14 protein-coding genes are annotated in these 17,193 nt (G+C 59.8%); 8 read left to right on the forward strand and 6 right to left on the reverse strand.

The annotated features are described in order from the left end of the window. Positions 1 to 136: 136 nt before the first annotated feature. The 7 genes from chvE to R6X40_RS01260 all read left to right on the forward strand — a co-directional run bounded on the left by chvE (position 137) and on the right by R6X40_RS01260 (position 9,577). Positions 137 to 1,204 (forward strand): multiple monosaccharide ABC transporter substrate-binding protein, encoded by a 1,068-nt coding sequence (chvE, locus tag R6X40_RS01230; RefSeq protein WP_318410299.1) that lies wholly within the window; start codon positions 137 to 139, stop codon positions 1,202 to 1,204. A 118-nt stretch (positions 1,205 to 1,322) separates the two neighbouring features. Beyond that, positions 1,323 to 2,858 carry a multiple monosaccharide ABC transporter ATP-binding protein gene (gene mmsA, locus R6X40_RS01235; protein ID WP_318410301.1) on the forward strand — a complete coding sequence of 512 codons (1,536 nt, stop codon included), beginning with the start codon at positions 1,323 to 1,325 and terminating at the stop codon, positions 2,856 to 2,858. Next, on the forward strand, positions 2,858 to 4,066 hold the full coding sequence (mmsB, locus tag R6X40_RS01240) for a multiple monosaccharide ABC transporter permease (RefSeq protein WP_318410302.1): 1,209 nt from the start codon (positions 2,858 to 2,860) through the stop codon (positions 4,064 to 4,066). The genes mmsA and mmsB overlap by 1 nt, the downstream gene beginning before the upstream one ends. Positions 4,067 to 4,297: 231 nt before the next feature. Beyond that, entirely contained in the window at positions 4,298 to 5,290 is a 993-nt protein-coding gene (gene araD1, locus R6X40_RS01245) for an AraD1 family protein (protein WP_318410303.1), read from the forward strand. A 70-nt stretch (positions 5,291 to 5,360) separates the two neighbouring features. Further along, positions 5,361 to 6,794 (forward strand): aldehyde dehydrogenase family protein, encoded by a 1,434-nt coding sequence (locus tag R6X40_RS01250; protein ID WP_318410304.1) that lies wholly within the window; start codon positions 5,361 to 5,363, stop codon positions 6,792 to 6,794. Between the two features lie 54 nt (positions 6,795 to 6,848). After that, positions 6,849 to 8,588 carry an L-arabinonate dehydratase gene (araD, locus tag R6X40_RS01255; protein ID WP_318410306.1) on the forward strand — a complete coding sequence of 580 codons (1,740 nt, stop codon included), beginning with the start codon at positions 6,849 to 6,851 and terminating at the stop codon, positions 8,586 to 8,588. Between the two features lie 299 nt (positions 8,589 to 8,887). Continuing rightward, positions 8,888 to 9,577, forward strand: coding sequence for a hypothetical protein (locus tag R6X40_RS01260; protein WP_318410307.1), 690 nt, complete (start codon positions 8,888 to 8,890; stop codon positions 9,575 to 9,577). A 42-nt stretch (positions 9,578 to 9,619) separates the two neighbouring features. Here R6X40_RS01260 and R6X40_RS01265 read toward each other — a convergent pair whose 3' ends face one another. The 4 genes from R6X40_RS01265 to R6X40_RS01280 all read right to left on the reverse strand — a co-directional run bounded on the left by R6X40_RS01265 (position 9,620) and on the right by R6X40_RS01280 (position 13,122). Continuing rightward, positions 9,620 to 10,441 (reverse strand): transglutaminase family protein, encoded by an 822-nt coding sequence (locus tag R6X40_RS01265; RefSeq protein WP_318410308.1) that lies wholly within the window; start codon positions 10,439 to 10,441, stop codon positions 9,620 to 9,622. Positions 10,442 to 10,462: 21 nt separating this feature from the next. Further along, a complete protein-coding gene (locus tag R6X40_RS01270; protein ID WP_318410310.1) occupies positions 10,463 to 11,401 on the reverse strand; it encodes an alpha-E domain-containing protein in 939 nt (312 codons plus the stop codon). Between the two features lie 6 nt (positions 11,402 to 11,407). Beyond that, entirely contained in the window at positions 11,408 to 12,802 is a 1,395-nt protein-coding gene (locus R6X40_RS01275) for a circularly permuted type 2 ATP-grasp protein (protein WP_318411266.1), read from the reverse strand. A 119-nt stretch (positions 12,803 to 12,921) separates the two neighbouring features. Then, complete coding sequence (locus R6X40_RS01280; protein WP_318410312.1) at positions 12,922 to 13,122, reverse strand: hypothetical protein; 201 nt, start codon at positions 13,120 to 13,122, stop codon at positions 12,922 to 12,924. A 49-nt stretch (positions 13,123 to 13,171) separates the two neighbouring features. Between R6X40_RS01280 and R6X40_RS01285 the strand changes: the two genes are divergently transcribed. Next, positions 13,172 to 14,062, forward strand: coding sequence for a DMT family transporter (locus R6X40_RS01285; RefSeq protein WP_318410313.1), 891 nt, complete (start codon positions 13,172 to 13,174; stop codon positions 14,060 to 14,062). A 55-nt stretch (positions 14,063 to 14,117) separates the two neighbouring features. Here R6X40_RS01285 and R6X40_RS01290 read toward each other — a convergent pair whose 3' ends face one another. Beyond that, positions 14,118 to 15,668 carry a DEAD/DEAH box helicase gene (locus tag R6X40_RS01290; protein ID WP_318410315.1) on the reverse strand — a complete coding sequence of 517 codons (1,551 nt, stop codon included), beginning with the start codon at positions 15,666 to 15,668 and terminating at the stop codon, positions 14,118 to 14,120. 301 nt (positions 15,669 to 15,969) lie between these two features. After that, a complete protein-coding gene (locus R6X40_RS01295; RefSeq protein WP_318410317.1) occupies positions 15,970 to 17,070 on the reverse strand; it encodes a DNA alkylation repair protein in 1,101 nt (366 codons plus the stop codon). Between the last annotated feature and the right edge of the window lie 123 nt (positions 17,071 to 17,193).

Below are 17,193 nucleotides of genomic sequence, written 5' to 3' on the forward strand. Positions count from 1 at the left end.
GGGAGCGTGTAAGGCCTGGGAGGGCTTTCTTTCACCCCTTAAACCTCCGCCAAGGGACTTTGTCTCTCGGCTACGCGAAGCGCTGCATATCGAGGCTGGCTGGCAGCCGCCTGGATCAACACTCAGGGAGAGATACATGAGATTAGTTACTTCGCTTCTCGCCGCCGCAGCGCTCAGCGTGGCGTCGTTCGTCGTTCCGGCTATTGCCCAGGACAAGGGCACCGTCGGCATTTCGATGCCAACCAAGACCTCGACCCGTTGGATTTCCGACGGCGAGACCATGGAAAAGCTGTTCAAGGAAGCCGGTTACACGGCGGACCTGCAGTTTGCTGACGACGACATTCCGAACCAGCTGGCCCAGATCGAGAACATGGTCACCAAGGGTGCCAAGGTTCTGATCATCGGCGCCATCGACGGCACGACGCTCTCCGACATCCTGGCGAAGGCTCACGAAGCTGGCGTCAAGGTCATCGCTTACGACCGTCTGATCCGCGATTCCGGCAATGTCGACTACTATGCAACGTTCGACAACTTCCAGGTTGGCGTTCTGCAGGCAACGACGCTCGTACAGGGCCTCAAGCTCGACGGCGCGACCGAGCCGAAGAATGTTGAACTGTTCGGCGGTTCCCCGGACGATAACAACGCCTTCTTCTTCTACGATGGCGCAATGTCGGTTCTGCAGCCGCTGATCGACGCCAAGAAGATCGTCGTCAAGTCCGGCCAGATGGGCATGGAAAAGGTTGGTACGCTGCGTTGGGACGGTGCTGTTGCACAGGCCCGCATGGAAAACCTCCTGTCCTCGACCTACACCGATGCCAAGGTTGACGGCGTTCTGTCGCCTTACGATGGTCTCTCCATCGGCATCATCTCGGCTCTGAAGGGCGTTGGCTACGGTTCCGGCGACATGCCGATGCCGATCGTTACCGGCCAGGACGCTGAGCTTCCGTCGGTCAAGTCGATCCTCGCTGGCGAACAGTATTCCTCGATCTTCAAGGATACCCGCGAGCTTGCCAAGGTTGCCGTTTCGATGACGGACGCCATCATTGGCGGCAAGGAGCCGGAAATCAACGACACCAAGACCTACGACAACGGTGTCAAGGTTATCCCGTCCTACCTCCTGAAGCCGGTTGCTGTTGACAAGACCAACGTCAAGGACGTTCTGGTTGGTGCTGGTTACTACACGGAAGACCAGATCAACAACTGATCCCGTCTTCTCCACTCTGGGCCCGCATCAGTTGCGGGCCCTTTTATCTTGATGAGAGACTTGTATTGTATTCGTGTCTGGCCTCATCATCCACGGACTGCCGCAGGAATACCTGAACATGGACAACATCATTCTCGAAATGCGGGGCATCACCAAGACGTTTCCGGGCGTAAAGGCCTTGGACAACGTCAACCTCAAGGTCCGCGAAGGTGAAATTCACGCATTGGTCGGCGAAAACGGCGCCGGCAAATCAACGCTGATGAAGGTTTTGAGCGGCGTTTATCCCGCCGGGACCTATGACGGCGAAATCCACTACGACAATGAAGTTCGCAACTTCTCGACGATCTCCGACAGCGAGCATCTCGGTATCATCATCATTCACCAGGAACTGGCGCTTGTGCCGCTTCTGTCGATTGCCGAAAACATCTTTCTTGGCAACGAACTGGCGACCAAGGGTGTCATCGACTGGAAACAGACGTTTTCACGCACTCAGGAGCTGCTCGACAAGGTTGGCCTGCGCGAGCCGCCGACGGCGCGTATCACCGATATCGGCATCGGCAAGCAGCAGTTGGTCGAAATCGCCAAGGCGCTGTCGAAGAAGGTCAGGCTGCTGATCCTCGACGAGCCGACCGCATCGCTCAACGAAACCGATTCCGACGCGCTCTTGAAGCTTCTGATAGAGTTCCGCAAGCAGGGCATGACCTCGATCATCATTTCGCACAAGCTGAACGAGATCAAGAAGGTCGCCGACAAGATCACCATCATCCGCGACGGCGGAACCGTCGAAACGCTCGACTGTCATAACGAAGATATCAGCGAAGACCGGATCATCAAGGGCATGGTCGGCCGCGATATGGAAGACCGCTATCCGGCACGCGAGCCCAAGATCGGCGAGACGCTGCTGGAAGTGAAAAACTGGAATGTCTTTCACCAGCACCATCGCGACCGGCAGTTCCTGCACGATATCAATTTTACGGTTCGCGCCGGTGAAGTCGTCGGTATTGCCGGCCTGATGGGTGCCGGCCGCACCGAAACCGCGATGAGCATCTTCGGCAAGTCCTGGGGTCACAAGATCACCGGCGACGTGCTGATGCACGGCAAACCCGTCGATGTCAGCACCATTCCGCGTGCCATCGATGCCGGTCTTGCCTATGTGACGGAGGACCGCAAGCATCTGGGCCTGGTGCTCAACAACAACATCATGCACAACACGACGCTGGCCAACCTCGATGCCGTTGCCAGCGGCGGCGTCATCGATAGCCACCGGGAAGCCAAGGTCGCCACCGATTACCGTACCAAGCTGCGCATCCGTTCCCATTCGATCTATCAGGAAGCCGTCAATCTGTCCGGCGGCAACCAGCAGAAGGTCGTGCTGTCGAAATGGTTGTTCACCAACCCGGAGGTTCTGATCCTCGACGAACCGACGCGCGGCATCGATGTCGGTGCGAAATATGAAATCTATTCCATCATCAACCAGCTTGCAGCCGAAGGGAAAGGCATTCTGATGATCTCATCGGAAATGCCTGAACTGCTCGGAACCTGCGACCGTGTCTACGTCATGAACGAAGGACGCATCGTCGCCGAGCTTTCGAAAGCGGAAGCAAGTCAAGAATCCATCATGCGCGCCATCATGCGCTCCGGGGAGAAACACTAATGGCCGCCGACAAAAGCGCTCAGAAAACCACACCATCCCTTGGCGATTACTTCAAAAGCAATATCCGCGAATACGGCCTGCTCATCGCCCTCGTTGTCATCATGCTGTTCTTCCAGGTCATGACCGGCGGCGTTCTGTTCCGTCCCGTCAACATTACCAACCTGATCCTGCAGAACTCCTTCATCGTCATCATGGCGCTGGGCATGCTTCTGATCATCGTGGCCGGTCATATCGACCTTTCGGTCGGGTCGATCGTTGCATTGACTGGTGGCTTATCGGCGATCATGCTGGTGAAATGGGGTATTCATTACTCTATCGTTGTGCCGCTCTGCCTCATTCTCGGCGGTCTCGTCGGTGCTGCGCAGGGCTATTGGGTCGCCTATCAGAAAATCCCGGCCTTCATCGTCACGCTTGCGGGCATGCTCGTCTTTCGCGGCGTGACCTATGTGGTGCTGCAGAACAGGCCAATCGGCCCTTTCCCGAAGGATTTCCAGTCGCTGTCGACCGGCTTCGTCCCCGACTTTCTGTATTTCCTCAATCCGGCACCGGACACGATCACCAACTTCTTCTCACTGGTCGTTGTTGTGGCTCTGGTCGCCCTGGCCATCTATTACGGTGTGCGCGATCGCCGCAACAATGAGAAGCACGGTACGGAAAACGAACCCTTTGCCTTCTTTGCCGGCCAGATGACGATCATTGCCGCCGTGGCGATTTTCCTCGGCTTCCAGCTGTCGACCTACAAGGGTTTCCCGAACGTTCTGATCGTCATGGGTTTGCTCATCGCGCTCTACACGTTCATCACCACGCGCTCGACGATCGGCCGCCGCATCTATGCGATGGGCGGCAATGAGAAGGCGGCAAAGCTCTCCGGTATCAACACCGAGCGGCTGACGTTCTACACATTCGTGAACATGGGTGTGCTTGCTGCTCTTGCCGGCATGATCATCGCGGCTCGCCTGAACTCGGCAACGCCGAAGGCTGGTGTCGGCTTCGAACTCGACGTTATCGCAGCCTGCTTCATCGGTGGCGCGTCGGCCTCGGGCGGCGTTGGCAAGATCACCGGTGCTGTCATCGGCGCTCTGATCATGGGTGTGATGAACAACGGCATGTCGATCATGGGGCTCGGCATCGATTACCAGCAGCTGGTCAAGGGCCTTGTGCTTCTCGCTGCCGTCTTCTTCGACGTCTACAACAAGAACAAGGGCTGACCGGTTCCGGTCTGTCCGGCGCGCCGGGCTGTGTCCGGCCGAGCAAACTGGTGCCGGGCGCATCTCGCGCTGAATGTTGATCGAGATGCTCCGGCCCACGCATCATAACGAGAACGGCGGCCTTGCCGCCACCAACGGGAGCATGTGCCATGTCTCCCAACGGGTTGTTGTTGCCGAAAGCCAATCGCTGGACGCCGAAAAGACAGCCCGGATTGAGAAAAGGATAGTGCAGTGCTGATTTCCCAGGTGAAGACCAATGACGGCTCGATCACGGTCGCCGTTCGTGAAGCGGGGCAAACCGCACGCGCAGTGAAGAACGCGCCAAGCGTTTATGCACTGGCGATGGAAGCGGCAAACTCCGGCAAGAGCCTGAAAGCTGTCGTCGAGGCACATGGTCTTGGCCAGGAGGTCGATCTTCAGGACGCTTATGCCAAGGGAAATTTCCTGCCGCCGATCACTCATCCGGACAATGCACATCTGCATCTGACTGGAACGGGCCTCACCCATCTTGGCTCCGCCTCGACGCGCGATGCCATGCACGCGGCCGTGTCGAAGGTGGAAGAGGGCGCCACCGATACCATGAAGATGTTCAAGATGGGTCTGGAAGGCGGCAAGCCGAAGCCGGGCGAAAAGGGCGTGCAGCCGGAGTGGTTCTACAAGGGCAATGGCTCGCAGACGGTTGCACCGGGTGGCGATCTCGTCTCGCCATCCTTTGCTCAGGATGGCGGCGAAGAACCGGAAATGGCCGGCATCTATGTCATCTCCGACACGGGCGCGCCGTTCCGCATCGGTTTTGCCGTTGCCAACGAATTCTCCGATCACGTGACCGAGCGGGTCAACTATCTCTACCTCGCCCATTCCAAGCTGCGGCCTGCGAGCTTCGGCCCGGAAATCCGGGTTGGAGAAGCGCCTGCCGATATTCGCGGCACCTCGCGCATCATCCGCAATGGCGCCGTTTTCTGGGAAAAGCCGTTCCTGTCAGGCGAAACCAACATGTCCCACACATTCGCCAACCTTGAATATCACCATTTCAAGTACGGCATTTTCCGTGCACCGGGCGATGTGCATGTCCATATGTTCGGGACGGCGACACTGTCCTTCGGCGACGGCATCAAGACCGAGGCTGGCGACATCTTCGAGATCGAGGCGTCCGAGTTCGGCCTGCCGCTGCGCAACACGCTGGCGCTTGCTGCTGAAGACGACGTGACGATCGGCCAGCTCTGATTTCTGCACGCATTTGAGGGCGGGCGCCGGTCCCAAGGCACTCGCGCAAAACCAAGGAGGCTTTGAGCCCATGACACTCCATCACAACCTGATCGCCGGCGAATGGGTCGGCAGCAACGGCGTCGAGAACATCAATCCGTCGAACACCAACGAAATCGTCGGTCTCTATGCCAGCGCCAGTGCCGACGATGCAAAGACCGCGATTGCTGCTGCGAAGGCCGCTTTCCCGGCTTGGTCACGTTCGGGCATCCTCGAGCGTCACGCCATTCTGAAGAAGACCGCCGACGAAATCCTCGCTCGCAAGGAAGAACTCGGCAACCTGCTCGCCCGCGAAGAAGGCAAGACGCTGCCGGAAGCCATTGGCGAGACCATCCGCTCGGCACAGATCTTCGATTTCTTCGCAGGTGAAGCGCTGCGTCTGGCTGGCGAAGTGCTGCCGTCGGTGCGCCCGAACATCGGCGTCGAGATCACCCGCGAGCCGATCGGTGTCATCGGCATCATCACGCCGTGGAATTTTCCGATCGCCATCCCGGCGTGGAAGATCGCGCCGGCCCTTTGCTACGGCAACACCATCGTCTTCAAGCCGGCTGAACTGGTGCCGGGCTGCTCCTGGGCGATCGTCGATATTCTCCACCGCGCCGGCCTGCCGAAGGGCGTGCTCAATCTCGTCATGGGCAAGGGTTCGGTCGTTGGCCAAGCGATGCTCGACAGCCCGGATCTCGCCGGGATCACTTTCACCGGCTCGACCGGCACCGGCAAGCGCGTCGCAGCTGCCTCCATCGAGCATAACCGCAAGTTCCAGCTGGAAATGGGCGGCAAGAACCCGATGGTCGTGCTTGACGATGCCGACTTGACCGTCGCTGTCGAAGCGGCTGCAAACTCCGGCTTCTTCTCGACCGGCCAGCGCTGCACGGCATCGTCGCGCCTGATCGTGACGGAAGGCATTCACGACAAGTTCGTCGCGGCTCTCACTGAAAAGCTGAAGACGCTGGTGGTCGATGATGCCTTGAAGGCTGGCACCCATATCGGTCCGGTCGTCGATGAGCGCCAGCTTGCCACCGATACCGACTATATCGCCATCGGCAAGCAGGAAGGCGCCAAGCTGGCTTTCGGCGGCGAGACGATCACCCGCGACAATCCCGGCTTCTACCTGCAGCCAACGCTGTTTACCGAAGCCACCAACCAGATGCGCATCAGCCGCGAAGAAATCTTCGGCCCGGTCGCATCCGTCATCCGGGTGAAGGATTATGAGGAAGCGCTCAGCGTTGCCAACGACACGCCGTTCGGCCTGTCGGCCGGTATCGCGACGACCAGCCTCAAGCACGCGACGCATTTCAAGCGGAATTCGGAAGCCGGCATGGTGATGGTCAACCTTCCCACAGCCGGTGTCGATTTCCACGTGCCGTTCGGTGGCCGCAAGGCCTCCTCCTTCGGCTCGCGTGAGCAGGGCAAGTATGCGGCCGAGTTCTTCACCGTGGTCAAGACCGCGTACACGCTGGCGTAACGCATTTTTCGCCGGATCGGCTTTGTCGATCCGGCATGTCAAAGGACAAAAGTAATGTTCAAGAAAGCAGAATGGCCGCGCCAGTTGCGGTCGCAGCATTGGTACGGCGGCACCAGCCGTGACGTGATCTATCACCGCGGCTGGATGAAGAACCAAGGCTATCCGCACGACCTGTTCGACGGCCGTCCGGTGATCGGCATCCTCAACACCTGGTCGGATATGACGCCGTGCAACGGCCATCTGCGCGAGCTTGCCGAAAAGGTGAAGGCTGGTATCTGGGAGGCTGGTGGCTTCCCAATGGAAGTGCCGGTGTTCTCGGCATCCGAAAACACGTTTCGTCCGACCGCGATGATGTACCGTAACCTGGCGGCACTGGCGATCGAAGAGACGATCCGCGGCCAACCGATGGATGGCTGCGTGCTCCTGGTCGGCTGCGACAAGACCACGCCGTCGTTGATCATGGCTGCGGCCTCCGTCGACCTGCCGTCGATCGTTGTCACCGGCGGGCCGATGCTGAACGGTTATTTCCGCGGTGAGCGCGTCGGTTCCGGCACGCATCTGTGGAAATTCTCCGAGATGGTGAAGGCTGGCGAGATGACGCAGGACGAGTTCCTCGAGGCGGAAGCCTCGATGAGCCGTTCGTCGGGCACCTGCAACACGATGGGCACTGCTTCCACCATGGCCTCCATGGCCGAAGCGCTTGGCATGGCCCTTTCCGGCAACGCCGCAATCCCGGGCGTCGATAGCCGCCGCAAGGTGATGGCGCAGCTCACCGGCCGGCGCATCGTGCAGATGGTCAAGGACGATCTGAAGCCTTCCGACATCATGACCAAGCAGGCCTTCGAAAACGCCATCCGCACCAACGCGGCGATCGGTGGATCGACCAATGCCGTGATCCATCTTCTCGCCATGGCTGGCCGCGTCGGCATCGACCTGACGCTTGACGACTGGGACCGTTGCGGCCGCGACGTGCCGACCATCGTCAACCTGATGCCATCGGGCAAATACCTGATGGAAGAGTTCTTCTATGCAGGCGGCCTGCCGGTGGTCATCAAGCGCCTCGGTGAGGCGGGCCTCTTGCATAAGGATGCGCTGACGGTCTCCGGCGAAACCATGTGGGAAGAAGTCAAGGACGTCGTCAACTGGAACGAGGACGTCATTCTGCCGACCGAGAAGGCGTTGACGCAATCGGGCGGCATCGTCGTGGTGCGGGGCAACCTTGCGCCGAAGGGTGCGGTGTTGAAGCCGTCTGCCGCTTCGCCGCATCTGTTGACGCACCGGGGCAGGGCTGTCGTGTTTGAGGATATCGACGACTACAAGGCCAAGATCAACGACGACACTCTCGATATCGACGAGACCTGCATCATGGTCATGAAGAACTGTGGGCCGAAGGGTTATCCGGGCATGGCCGAGGTCGGCAACATGGGGCTTCCGCCAAAGGTGTTGAAAAAAGGCATCACCGACATGGTGCGTATCTCCGACGCCCGCATGTCCGGTACGGCCTACGGTACTGTCGTGCTGCACACATCGCCGGAAGCGGCGGTCGGTGGACCGCTCGCCGTGGTCAAGAACGGCGACATGATCGAGCTCGACGTGCCGAACCGCCGCCTGCATCTCGACATTTCCGATGCGGAACTGGCACAGCGTCTCGCCGCATGGCAGCCAAACCACGACCTGCCGAAGTCAGGCTATGCCTTCCTGCACCAGCAGCACGTCGAAGGGGCCGACACCGGCGCCGACCTCGACTTTCTCAAGGGATGTCGTGGTAGTGCTGTCGGCAAGGACAGCCACTGATTGTGGTTTCAGCCCGTCTGAAATCGAAGCCCGCCGCTAGGATCCCTGCGGCGGGCTTTTCTCAACAGGATTATTCAGCTTGCTTCGTCATGATCCCGGGCGATGTGCCAACAGGACGGTCGCGCCCCCGCACTCCCATTCCGTTTCATATCGAAACACTCGCTTAAAGTGTTATTGGTCGCGGTAGAATCCTATATACGGGCACTTTAAATCCTTCTCCAGGGGCGGAACGAACCACGCATCCGCCAGTTGCTTGCCCACACCAGTCCAATCCGGGCTGGTTGAAACAGGAGGAAGTCATGCGACGTGTTATCATCAACTTTTCTCTGGGATTTCTGGCGGTTACCACCGCTCTTTCACCATTGGCCGCTCATGCGGAAGACACTGGCCAGCGAAACGGCGGTCTTGGGCTTAGTGTGTCTCTCGGCGGCGATAAAGGTGTAAATGCCGATGTCGGCATTGGGGGCGGAAATGGCCTGAACGCAGGTGCCAAGGCGTCGGTCGGTGGTAATCGTGGGGTCAACGCAGATGTCTCTGCCTCCGCCGGGGGGAGCAGGGGCATCAATGCCGATGTGGATGCAAACGCTGGCGGTCAACGTGGTCTTGCAGCGGCAGTCGATGCCAGTGTTGGTGGAAGGCAAGGCATCAATGCCGGCGTGGATATCGGTGTTGGCGGATCGCGCGGATTGAAGGCGGATGTCGACGCGAATGTCGGTGGCGGCAAGGGGATTGGTGTCAATGTCGGCATCGGGACCGGCTCGAATGGGGGCAGCCAGACGCCGGGCGTAACTGTTCCCGGCGGGAGCGATGGGAGCGGCACGGGAACCGGCGTTCGGCCGGTAACTCGGTCGGTGTCGGCGTTCAACAACCTGTCTGCTCGCGAACAGCATCGCCTCATCCGCCGTTGCCGCGACATTACAGGCTCGGGTCAATATGACGCCAGCCTCGTCAGCTTGTGTCATTTGCTGCAGGCCAGTGCTTCGCGTTGAGGCGGCAAACCCCGCCTTCAGCTTGAGGGCGGGGTTTTTCTTCTACTGACTTTGCGTCTGGCTCTGCCCCTGCTGCTCGACGGTCAACGACACTTTCAGCGCTTCCTTTGCGGCACCATGGACAAGTCCCGAGATCGGTGCCGCATCGCGATAATCCAGCCCGCAGGCGATGCGGACGTAGCGCTCGTCCGGGCACATGTTGTTGGCGGCGTCGAAGCCGACCCAGCCGAGACCGTTCAGATGCACTTCCGCCCAAGCGTGGCTGGCCGTCTGCTCCGGCTGGTCTTCCATCATCAGGTAGCCGGAAATGTAGCGGCCAGGCATGCCCAGCGTGCGGGCCGCCGCAATCATGATATGGGCGTGATCCTGGCAGACGCCGCTCTTTTGCACGAGGGCTTCCTCAGCGGTCGTTTCCGTGCCGGTTTCGCCCTGCCTGTATTCGACGAGTTCGTGGATCTTGCCCATCAGTGCGTGCATTTTGGCAAGGTCCGTATCGCCAGCCATTGCCTTGGCGAGGTTGCGGATCGGCTTTGCCATTTTCGTCAAGGGCGTTTCGCGCAGGTAGAGCCAGAGTGGGGCGTAGGCCTGATGCGCACCATAGACGCCGGCCTTGTCCTCTGTTTCCACTTCCCCAGATGCGACGATGCGGATGAAGGTCTGGTCGCCATCGACGCTGACGAGGTTGACGCGGTTGCCGAAATGATCGTCGTAGCCGACCTCCATCTTGGCGCCCTCGACGGAGGTTTGCCAGCTGATGACGGTTTGGCCCGGTTGCGATAGCGGTGTCAGGCGCAGGCGCTGCAGCGAATACTGCACCGGTTCGGCATAGGTATATTCGGTGGTGTGGCTGATCTTCAGACGCATGTGGTCTCTCCCATCCGAATCTCAGTTGAACCGGTAACCGTCGGAAATTTCTGCTCCGAGACGGTTATTGTGGCTGATGAAATTCTCGATGTATTCGTGCAGCCCCTGATCCATCACATCCTTGATCGAATGGTTGCGTAATGACGACAGCGTTTCCTCCGCTGTTGCGTGGGCCGAGTGGGCGTCGCCATATTCGCGGGCGAGATAGCCGAGATTGCTGACGATCTTGTCGTAGCAATAGGCAAGCGAACGGGGCATGCGGCCGTTGAGGATCAGGAAGTCGGCGATGTTGGACGGCTTGTATTCCGCCTCATAGACCCAGCCATACGAGCGGTGTGCCGAGACGGACCGCAGGATCGATTCCCACTGGACGTTATCGATCGAGGAGCCGACTTGCGACACGGCAGGCAGCAGCACGTAATATTTCACGTCGAGAATGCGCGCGGTGTTGTCTGCCCGCTCGATGAACGTGCCGATACGCGAGAAGTTGAAGATTTCGTTGCGCAGCATCGTGCCGTGGAACGCGCCACGGATCAGGCCGGTCTTGCGCTTGATGCCGTCGATGACTTCCGGAAGGTCGGCCGGTTTCACGCGCCGGGACAGGGTGGCCTTGAGGTCGAGCCAGCATTCGTTGGTGGCTTCCCAGGTTTCCCGCGTCAGTGCCGTTCTGACCATGCGGGCGTTATTACGGCCTGAATCGATGCAGGACATGACACTGGAGGGATTGGACTTGTCGCGCAGCAGAAAGTCGATGGCGTCGGCGCTGGTCAGCTTTTCATAGAGGTTATCGTAGATGTCTCGGACACCGGAGCTTTGCAGCACACCATCCCAGTCGTCTTCGGTTGCTTCCGAGCGTGTCAGCGCCATGCGCAGGCCGGCATCGATGAGCCGGGCGCTGTTTTCGGCCCGCTCGATATAGCGGAACATCCAGTAGAGGCCGTTTGCGGTTCTTCCAAGCATGTCGTGTCAGTCCTCCAGAACCCAGGTATCCTTGGTGCCGCCGCCCTGGCTGGAATTCACCACCAGCGAGCCGGCCTTCAAAGCCACGCGGGTCAGCCCGCCCGGAATGATCTGCACCTTGTCGGAGACGAGGACATAGGGGCGCAGATCCACATGGCGTGGCGCAATGCCCTTGTTGACGAGGATCGGCACGGTCGAAAGCGAGAGTGTCGGTTGTGCGATATAGTTGGAAGGGCGCGCCTTCAGCTTTTCGGCAAACAACGTACGCTCTTTCTTGGAGGCCGTCGGACCGACAAGCATGCCGTAACCGCCAGAGCCGTGCACTTCCTTGACGACGAGATCGGCGAGGTTTTCGAGCACGTATTTCAAGCTGTCTGCTTCGGAACAGCGCCAGGTGGGCACGTTTTCGAGCAGAGCCTTGCGGCCGGTGTAGAACTCGACGATCTCCGGCATGTAGGAATAGATCGCCTTGTCGTCGCAGATGCCGGTGCCGGGAGCATTGGCGATGGTGATATTGCCGGCGCGGTATACATCCATGATGCCGGGAACGCCGAGTGCGGATTCCGGCTTGAAGGTGAGGGGATCGAGATAGTCGTCATCGACGCGGCGGTAGAGCACGTCGATCGCCTCGTAGCCGCGCGTGGTGCGCATCTTCACCTTGCCGTCGATGACGCGCAGGTCCGAGCCCTCGACCAGTTCGACACCCATCATGTCGGCGAGGAAGGCGTGTTCGTAATAGGCGGAGTTGTAGATGCCGGGGGTCAGCACCGCGACACGCGGCTTGCCTTCGCAGCCGGGAGGGGCAAGTGATGCCAAGCTGTGGCGCAAAAGGTAAGGATAGTTCTCGACCGGGCGGACGCGGTTTTGATGGAAGAGTTCCGGGAACATCTGCATCATCGTCTCGCGGTTTTCCAACATGTAGCTGACACCGGAGGGCGTGCGGGCATTGTCCTCGAGAACATAGAACTGGTCTTCGCCGGTGCGCACGATGTCAGTGCCAACGATGTGGGTGTAGACGCCGCCCGGCGGACGGAAACCGATCATTTGCGGCAGGAAGGCGACGTTGCGCTCTATCAGTTCGCGCGGAACGCGACCGGCCTTGATGATTTCCTGCTTGTGGTAGATGTCGTCGAGAAAGGCGTTGAGGGCGATGACCCGCTGTTCGATGCCCTGCGCCAGCTTGCGCCATTCACGGCCGGAAATGATGCGCGGTATCAGATCGAAGGGGATGAGTTTTTCGGAGCTGTCTGCGTGTCCGTAGACCGCGAAGGTGATGCCCGTCTTGCGGAAGATGTTTTCCGCCTCCCGCGATTTGGCGATCAGGCGGGCCTTGTCCTGGGCTGCGTACCAATCATTGTAAGTCGAGTAAGGCTGGCGCGGGCTATTGTCCGCATTCATCATTTCGTCAAATGCCAACGGTGTGATCCCCTTTTTTGTCATTTGAGACCAACAACAGGGGCAATGCAAGAAGCATGCTCATTTGAAGGCAAAAGAAATTTTGGCGGGTGATCGCCGTTTTTTTAGGCTGCTAATTCGGCTTCGGGGGTGTGGCTGCCTCCTGTTTCATCATGCCTTCGCGCGAGAGCTGCCACGCCGTTCCATTCGCGTCTTGCAATGAGAGTAGGCGACCCGTTGCGTGCCTGATTTTTGTGCGGCCGGCTGCGCGCGATCCGGCTCTTGCTGAAGATAAACATCAGGAATTTTGCTTTGACCATCACCATGCGCGCCTCTATCGCAGTCGGCGACGCAAAGATTGCCTCTGGAGTTCGCATGACCCTCGACCGCCTGGCCCCGGCCATTTTCGTTCTGCTCTGGTCGACGGGATGGGTGATGGCGAAATATGCCGACATCTATGCCGATCCGATGACATTTTTGGTGATGCGCTATCTTCTCGCGACGCTGCTGTTTGTCGGCTTCTGTCTCGCCACCGGTGCCGTATGGCCAAAGACGTGGACGGCGGCCGGACATGCGGTTGTCTCCGGGATTTTCCTGCACGGGCTTTATCTCGGTGCCGTCTGGTGGGCGATCGGCCAGGGCGTGCCAGCGGCGATTTCCGGTATCATTGCCGGTCTGCAACCGCTGATGACGGCTGTCGTGGCGCCGGCCCTGATCGGCGAGAACCTCTCGGGCCAGCAGAAGCTCGGGCTGACGCTCGGTTTTCTCGGTATTGCACTTGCCGTTATTCCGAAGGTTCTGGCGATCGATACCGGCATGACGCCGATCGACCTTTTTCCAGTCATCGTCAATGTGGTCGGCATGGCAGCCGTGACCTATGGGACCATCTATCAGAAACAGCACCTGCAGGCCGGAGACATCCGCTCGACGGCGGCCCTGCAATATGTCGGCGCTCTGATCGTCACCATACCCGCTGCATTTTTGCTTGAGGACATGCGGGTGATCTGGAGTGTGCAACTGTTTGCGGCTTTGGCCTGGGCCGTGCTCGGCCTGTCGATGGGAGCGATCGCCCTGTTGCTCTACCTCATCCGGCGCGGTCAGGTGTCAAAAGCCGCTTCGCTGATCTATCTGGTCCCGCCGCTTGCAGCATTGCAGGCCTGGCTGCTGTTTGATGAGGCCCTGACTTTGCCGATGATTGTCGGGACGGTGATTGCGGTTGCGGGAGTTTATCTCACCAATCGGAAGCCGACAGCGGTTCCGGCATAAAAAAACGGCGGGTCCAGCCCGCCGTTGTTCATTTCAATTCACTGTCGCGAAAGGCTTATGCCTCGTCGCGGCGTGGTGCTGCGTTGGCGCGCTTGCGCTGGCCTTGGGCAGCGGCGCCGCCTTCGCGGCTCTGACCACCGGCAGCATTGCCGCCGCCATGGTTGCGGTTACGCCATTCGCCCTGCTTCTGGCCGGGACGTCCGTTGCGGTTGCCGCCGGGACGCTTGGCAATGGCAGTTTCGTGGGCTGCCTGTGCGGCCGGGCCCTGACCCTTGCGGTGCAGCTTCTTCGGTTCGCCGGTTGCGAGAAGATCGTCGCCTGCAAACGGGCTCGGAGCCGAACGTTCAGCGCGGTGCACGTTGTCGCTACCACCCTGCGGACGCGGACGGCGTTCGGCATGGCCGTTGCCTGCCGGGCGTCCGGCGTTGCGGGCGCCATTGCCGCCGCGGGCACCCTTGGGGCGGGCGCGGTCGGCTGGCACTTCGCCGCTGGCAACAGCGATGTCGATCTTCATCAGGCGTTCGATATCGCGCAGCAGGCGGATTTCGTCCGGTGCGCAGAAAGCGATGGCGATGCCATCGCGGCCGGCGCGGGCCGTACGGCCGATGCGGTGAACGTAGGCTTCCGCGACTTCCGGCAGGTCGTAGTTGTAAACGTGGGTGACGCCAGGAATGTCGATGCCGCGGGCAGCAACGTCAGTGGCAACCAGAACGCGGGTTGCACCGTCACGGAACGCCTTCAAGGCGCGCTCGCGCTGGCCCTGGCTCTTGTTGCCGTGGATCGAGGCGACGGAGAAGCCGACATGCTCCAGATGCTTCATCAGCTTTTCGGCGCCATGCTTGGTGCGCGAGAAAACCATGGCGCGGCCATCCGGGTTGTCGGTCAGCGTCTTCTTCAGGATTTCAGTCTTCTGGCTGGCGCCCTGGACGAAGTGGACGAACTGCTCGACCTTGTCGGCAGCCTTGCCGGCAGGCGAAACTTCGACGCGCTTCGGGTTGCTCAGATATTCAGCGGACAGATCGGCAATTGCCTTCGGCATGGTGGCCGAAAACAGCAGCGTCTGGCGGTTCTTCGGAACCAGCTTGGAAATCTTGCGCAGGTCGTGGATGAAGCCCAGGTCCAGCATCTGGTCGGCTTCGTCGAGAACGAGATAGCGGGCCTGCGTCAGGGTCACAGCCTTGCGGGCAATGAGGTCGAGAAGACGGCCGGGCGTGGCGACGAGGATATCGACGCCGCGGGAAAGCTGCTCGGACTGCTTGTTGATCGAGGCGCCGCCGACGACGAGGCCGATCTTGATCGGGGTCTTCTTGACGAAGTCCTTCAGGTTGGCCGCGATCTGGTTCACCAGTTCGCGGGTCGGAGCGAGGACGAGCGCGCGGATGTTGCGCGGATCCGGACGCTTGCCGTCCGAGATCATCTTTTCGATCATCGGCAGGCCGAAAGCGGCTGTCTTGCCGGTGCCGGTCTGGGCGAGACCGATCAGGTCATGGCCTTCCATCACGAGCGGGATTGCTTCGGCCTGGATCGGCGTCGGCGTTTCGAACCCGAGGGACTCGAGGGTCGAAAGAACGTGCTCGGAGAGGCCAAGGTCTTTGAAAGTGGTCAATGTAATACCTTTTCGGGGGCGCAAAACGAGATTTGCCGGAACTGCACCATGCGGTTCCGGTTTCGCTTCGCGTCAAGAACCCCGCGTGATTTGGGAACTTGTGGGTTGATTCTGCTGTCTGCGCTGCATCCTGCCGCGTTTGGCAGGACATTCTCTGTTGCGCTTATCCTTCGTTACGGATCGTTGAGATCCCGCAGGGCTCGCTCACGCGGCGGCCGGAAGGTGACGCTGGGCCTCATGTCGTTGTTTTGCCGCCAAAAGTCAAGGGGTAGTTTTTTGCAGGTGCGAAGAGACCGATGGATCAGGGCATGACGAGCTGGAAATCTCCGCCTGCCAGCACAGTCCCATTGACGAGAATTTCCACGCGATGGCCGCCGGGATAATATTGCCGTGTGGTGATGGCGCGCATCGCATGTTGACGTGTCATCGTCGATGTCTCGCCGGGCGCGAGCACAAGGCTTTTCCATTTGAAGACTTTTGGGGCAAGGCTGCCATTGGCTTTACGATGATGGATCGCATAGTCGATCATCACCTGTTGTGGTGCAGAGCCCTGATTGACGATGGTCAGCGTGAAGGCGAGTGCATTGCCGAAATCCACGTGCAGGGTCTGTATCTCCATAGTCGCGCCAATGCCGGAGATCGGCGCGAAGCCGAAATTCGACAGCGCGGCCGTGTGCCCCTTCTTCAACAGCGTGCGTGAGGCATGCCGCAGAAGCTGGCGCCGCTCGGAGGAAGCAGTTGCAATATGCCGGCCAACAAATTCCGCAACGAGATCGGGATGATCCTTGGCGATATCGTTGAGGCTGTTGGCGACGGATCGGCGCACGTACTCTTCGGGATCATCGAGCAGAGCGGTGAGAATCGGTAGGATCGGTGCGGGATCGCGCATCAGCGCCGGCAGGCGGATCGCCCAGGGCAGGCGGGGGCGGGTGCCTTCGCTCGCCAGCCGACGGACATGATGATTGCTGTCTGTGGCCCATGCGCCGATTGTTGCCAGTGCGCGGTCCTGCTCTGCAAGAATGAAGGGCCGGATACCGAATTCGGCGGTAAAATGCGGCGTCAATTGCTTCAGGAGATTCAAAGACAGATCGAAATGGCCAAGCCCTTTCTGCGCCACGAACTGGCTGACCGGTAGCAAGGCCCAGCCGGTGATGCCGGGTTTTCCATTTTGCGGCAGGCTTGCCGACAGAACTGCTGCGGCCGGTTCGAAATCGTCGGGCAGGGTGTCGCCAAGTGCATCACGGATCTGCAGCGCGCGCTGCATCAGCTCCAGCTGATCCATATCGCGGGTGGCGATATCCACGAAGCGTGCCCTGTCGAAACCAGCGGCATTCGCGGCGATATGCGCGGCCACCGTTTCCACAAGTGCCGGGTGCAAGAGGTTCTTCAGTGGTTCAGCCATTTGCGTATTCGTCCTGTGATTCCCATCAACCATAGCGGCTGTTCTGCCGGGAACGTACGACGGTTTTTGGCAGTAGGATTGATCTCTCGAATTCGCCGCCCCGTGGTTTTCTACGGAACCATC

The sequence above is a fragment of the Rhizobium sp. PL01 genome, assembly GCF_033447125.1.
Taxonomy (GTDB): Bacteria; Pseudomonadota; Alphaproteobacteria; order Rhizobiales; family Rhizobiaceae; genus Pararhizobium.

Coding starts and splice junctions, on each gene's coding strand:
- R6X40_RS01250 (WP_318410304.1), top strand. CDS start 5,361: ATGACACTCCATCACAACCTGATCGCCGGCGAATGGGTCGGCAGCAAC.
- mmsB (WP_318410302.1), top strand. CDS start 2,858: ATGGCCGCCGACAAAAGCGCTCAGAAAACCACACCATCCCTTGGCGAT.
- R6X40_RS01260 (WP_318410307.1), top strand. CDS start 8,888: ATGCGACGTGTTATCATCAACTTTTCTCTGGGATTTCTGGCGGTTACC.
- R6X40_RS01280 (WP_318410312.1), bottom strand. CDS start 13,122: ATGGTGATGGTCAAAGCAAAATTCCTGATGTTTATCTTCAGCAAGAGC.
- araD (WP_318410306.1), top strand. CDS start 6,849: ATGTTCAAGAAAGCAGAATGGCCGCGCCAGTTGCGGTCGCAGCATTGG.
- R6X40_RS01275 (WP_318411266.1), bottom strand. CDS start 12,802: ATGATGAATGCGGACAATAGCCCGCGCCAGCCTTACTCGACTTACAAT.
- R6X40_RS01265 (WP_318410308.1), bottom strand. CDS start 10,441: ATGCGTCTGAAGATCAGCCACACCACCGAATATACCTATGCCGAACCG.
- R6X40_RS01270 (WP_318410310.1), bottom strand. CDS start 11,401: ATGCTTGGAAGAACCGCAAACGGCCTCTACTGGATGTTCCGCTATATC.
- R6X40_RS01285 (WP_318410313.1), top strand. CDS start 13,172: ATGACCCTCGACCGCCTGGCCCCGGCCATTTTCGTTCTGCTCTGGTCG.
- chvE (WP_318410299.1), top strand. CDS start 137: ATGAGATTAGTTACTTCGCTTCTCGCCGCCGCAGCGCTCAGCGTGGCG.
- R6X40_RS01295 (WP_318410317.1), bottom strand. CDS start 17,070: ATGGCTGAACCACTGAAGAACCTCTTGCACCCGGCACTTGTGGAAACG.
- mmsA (WP_318410301.1), top strand. CDS start 1,323: ATGGACAACATCATTCTCGAAATGCGGGGCATCACCAAGACGTTTCCG.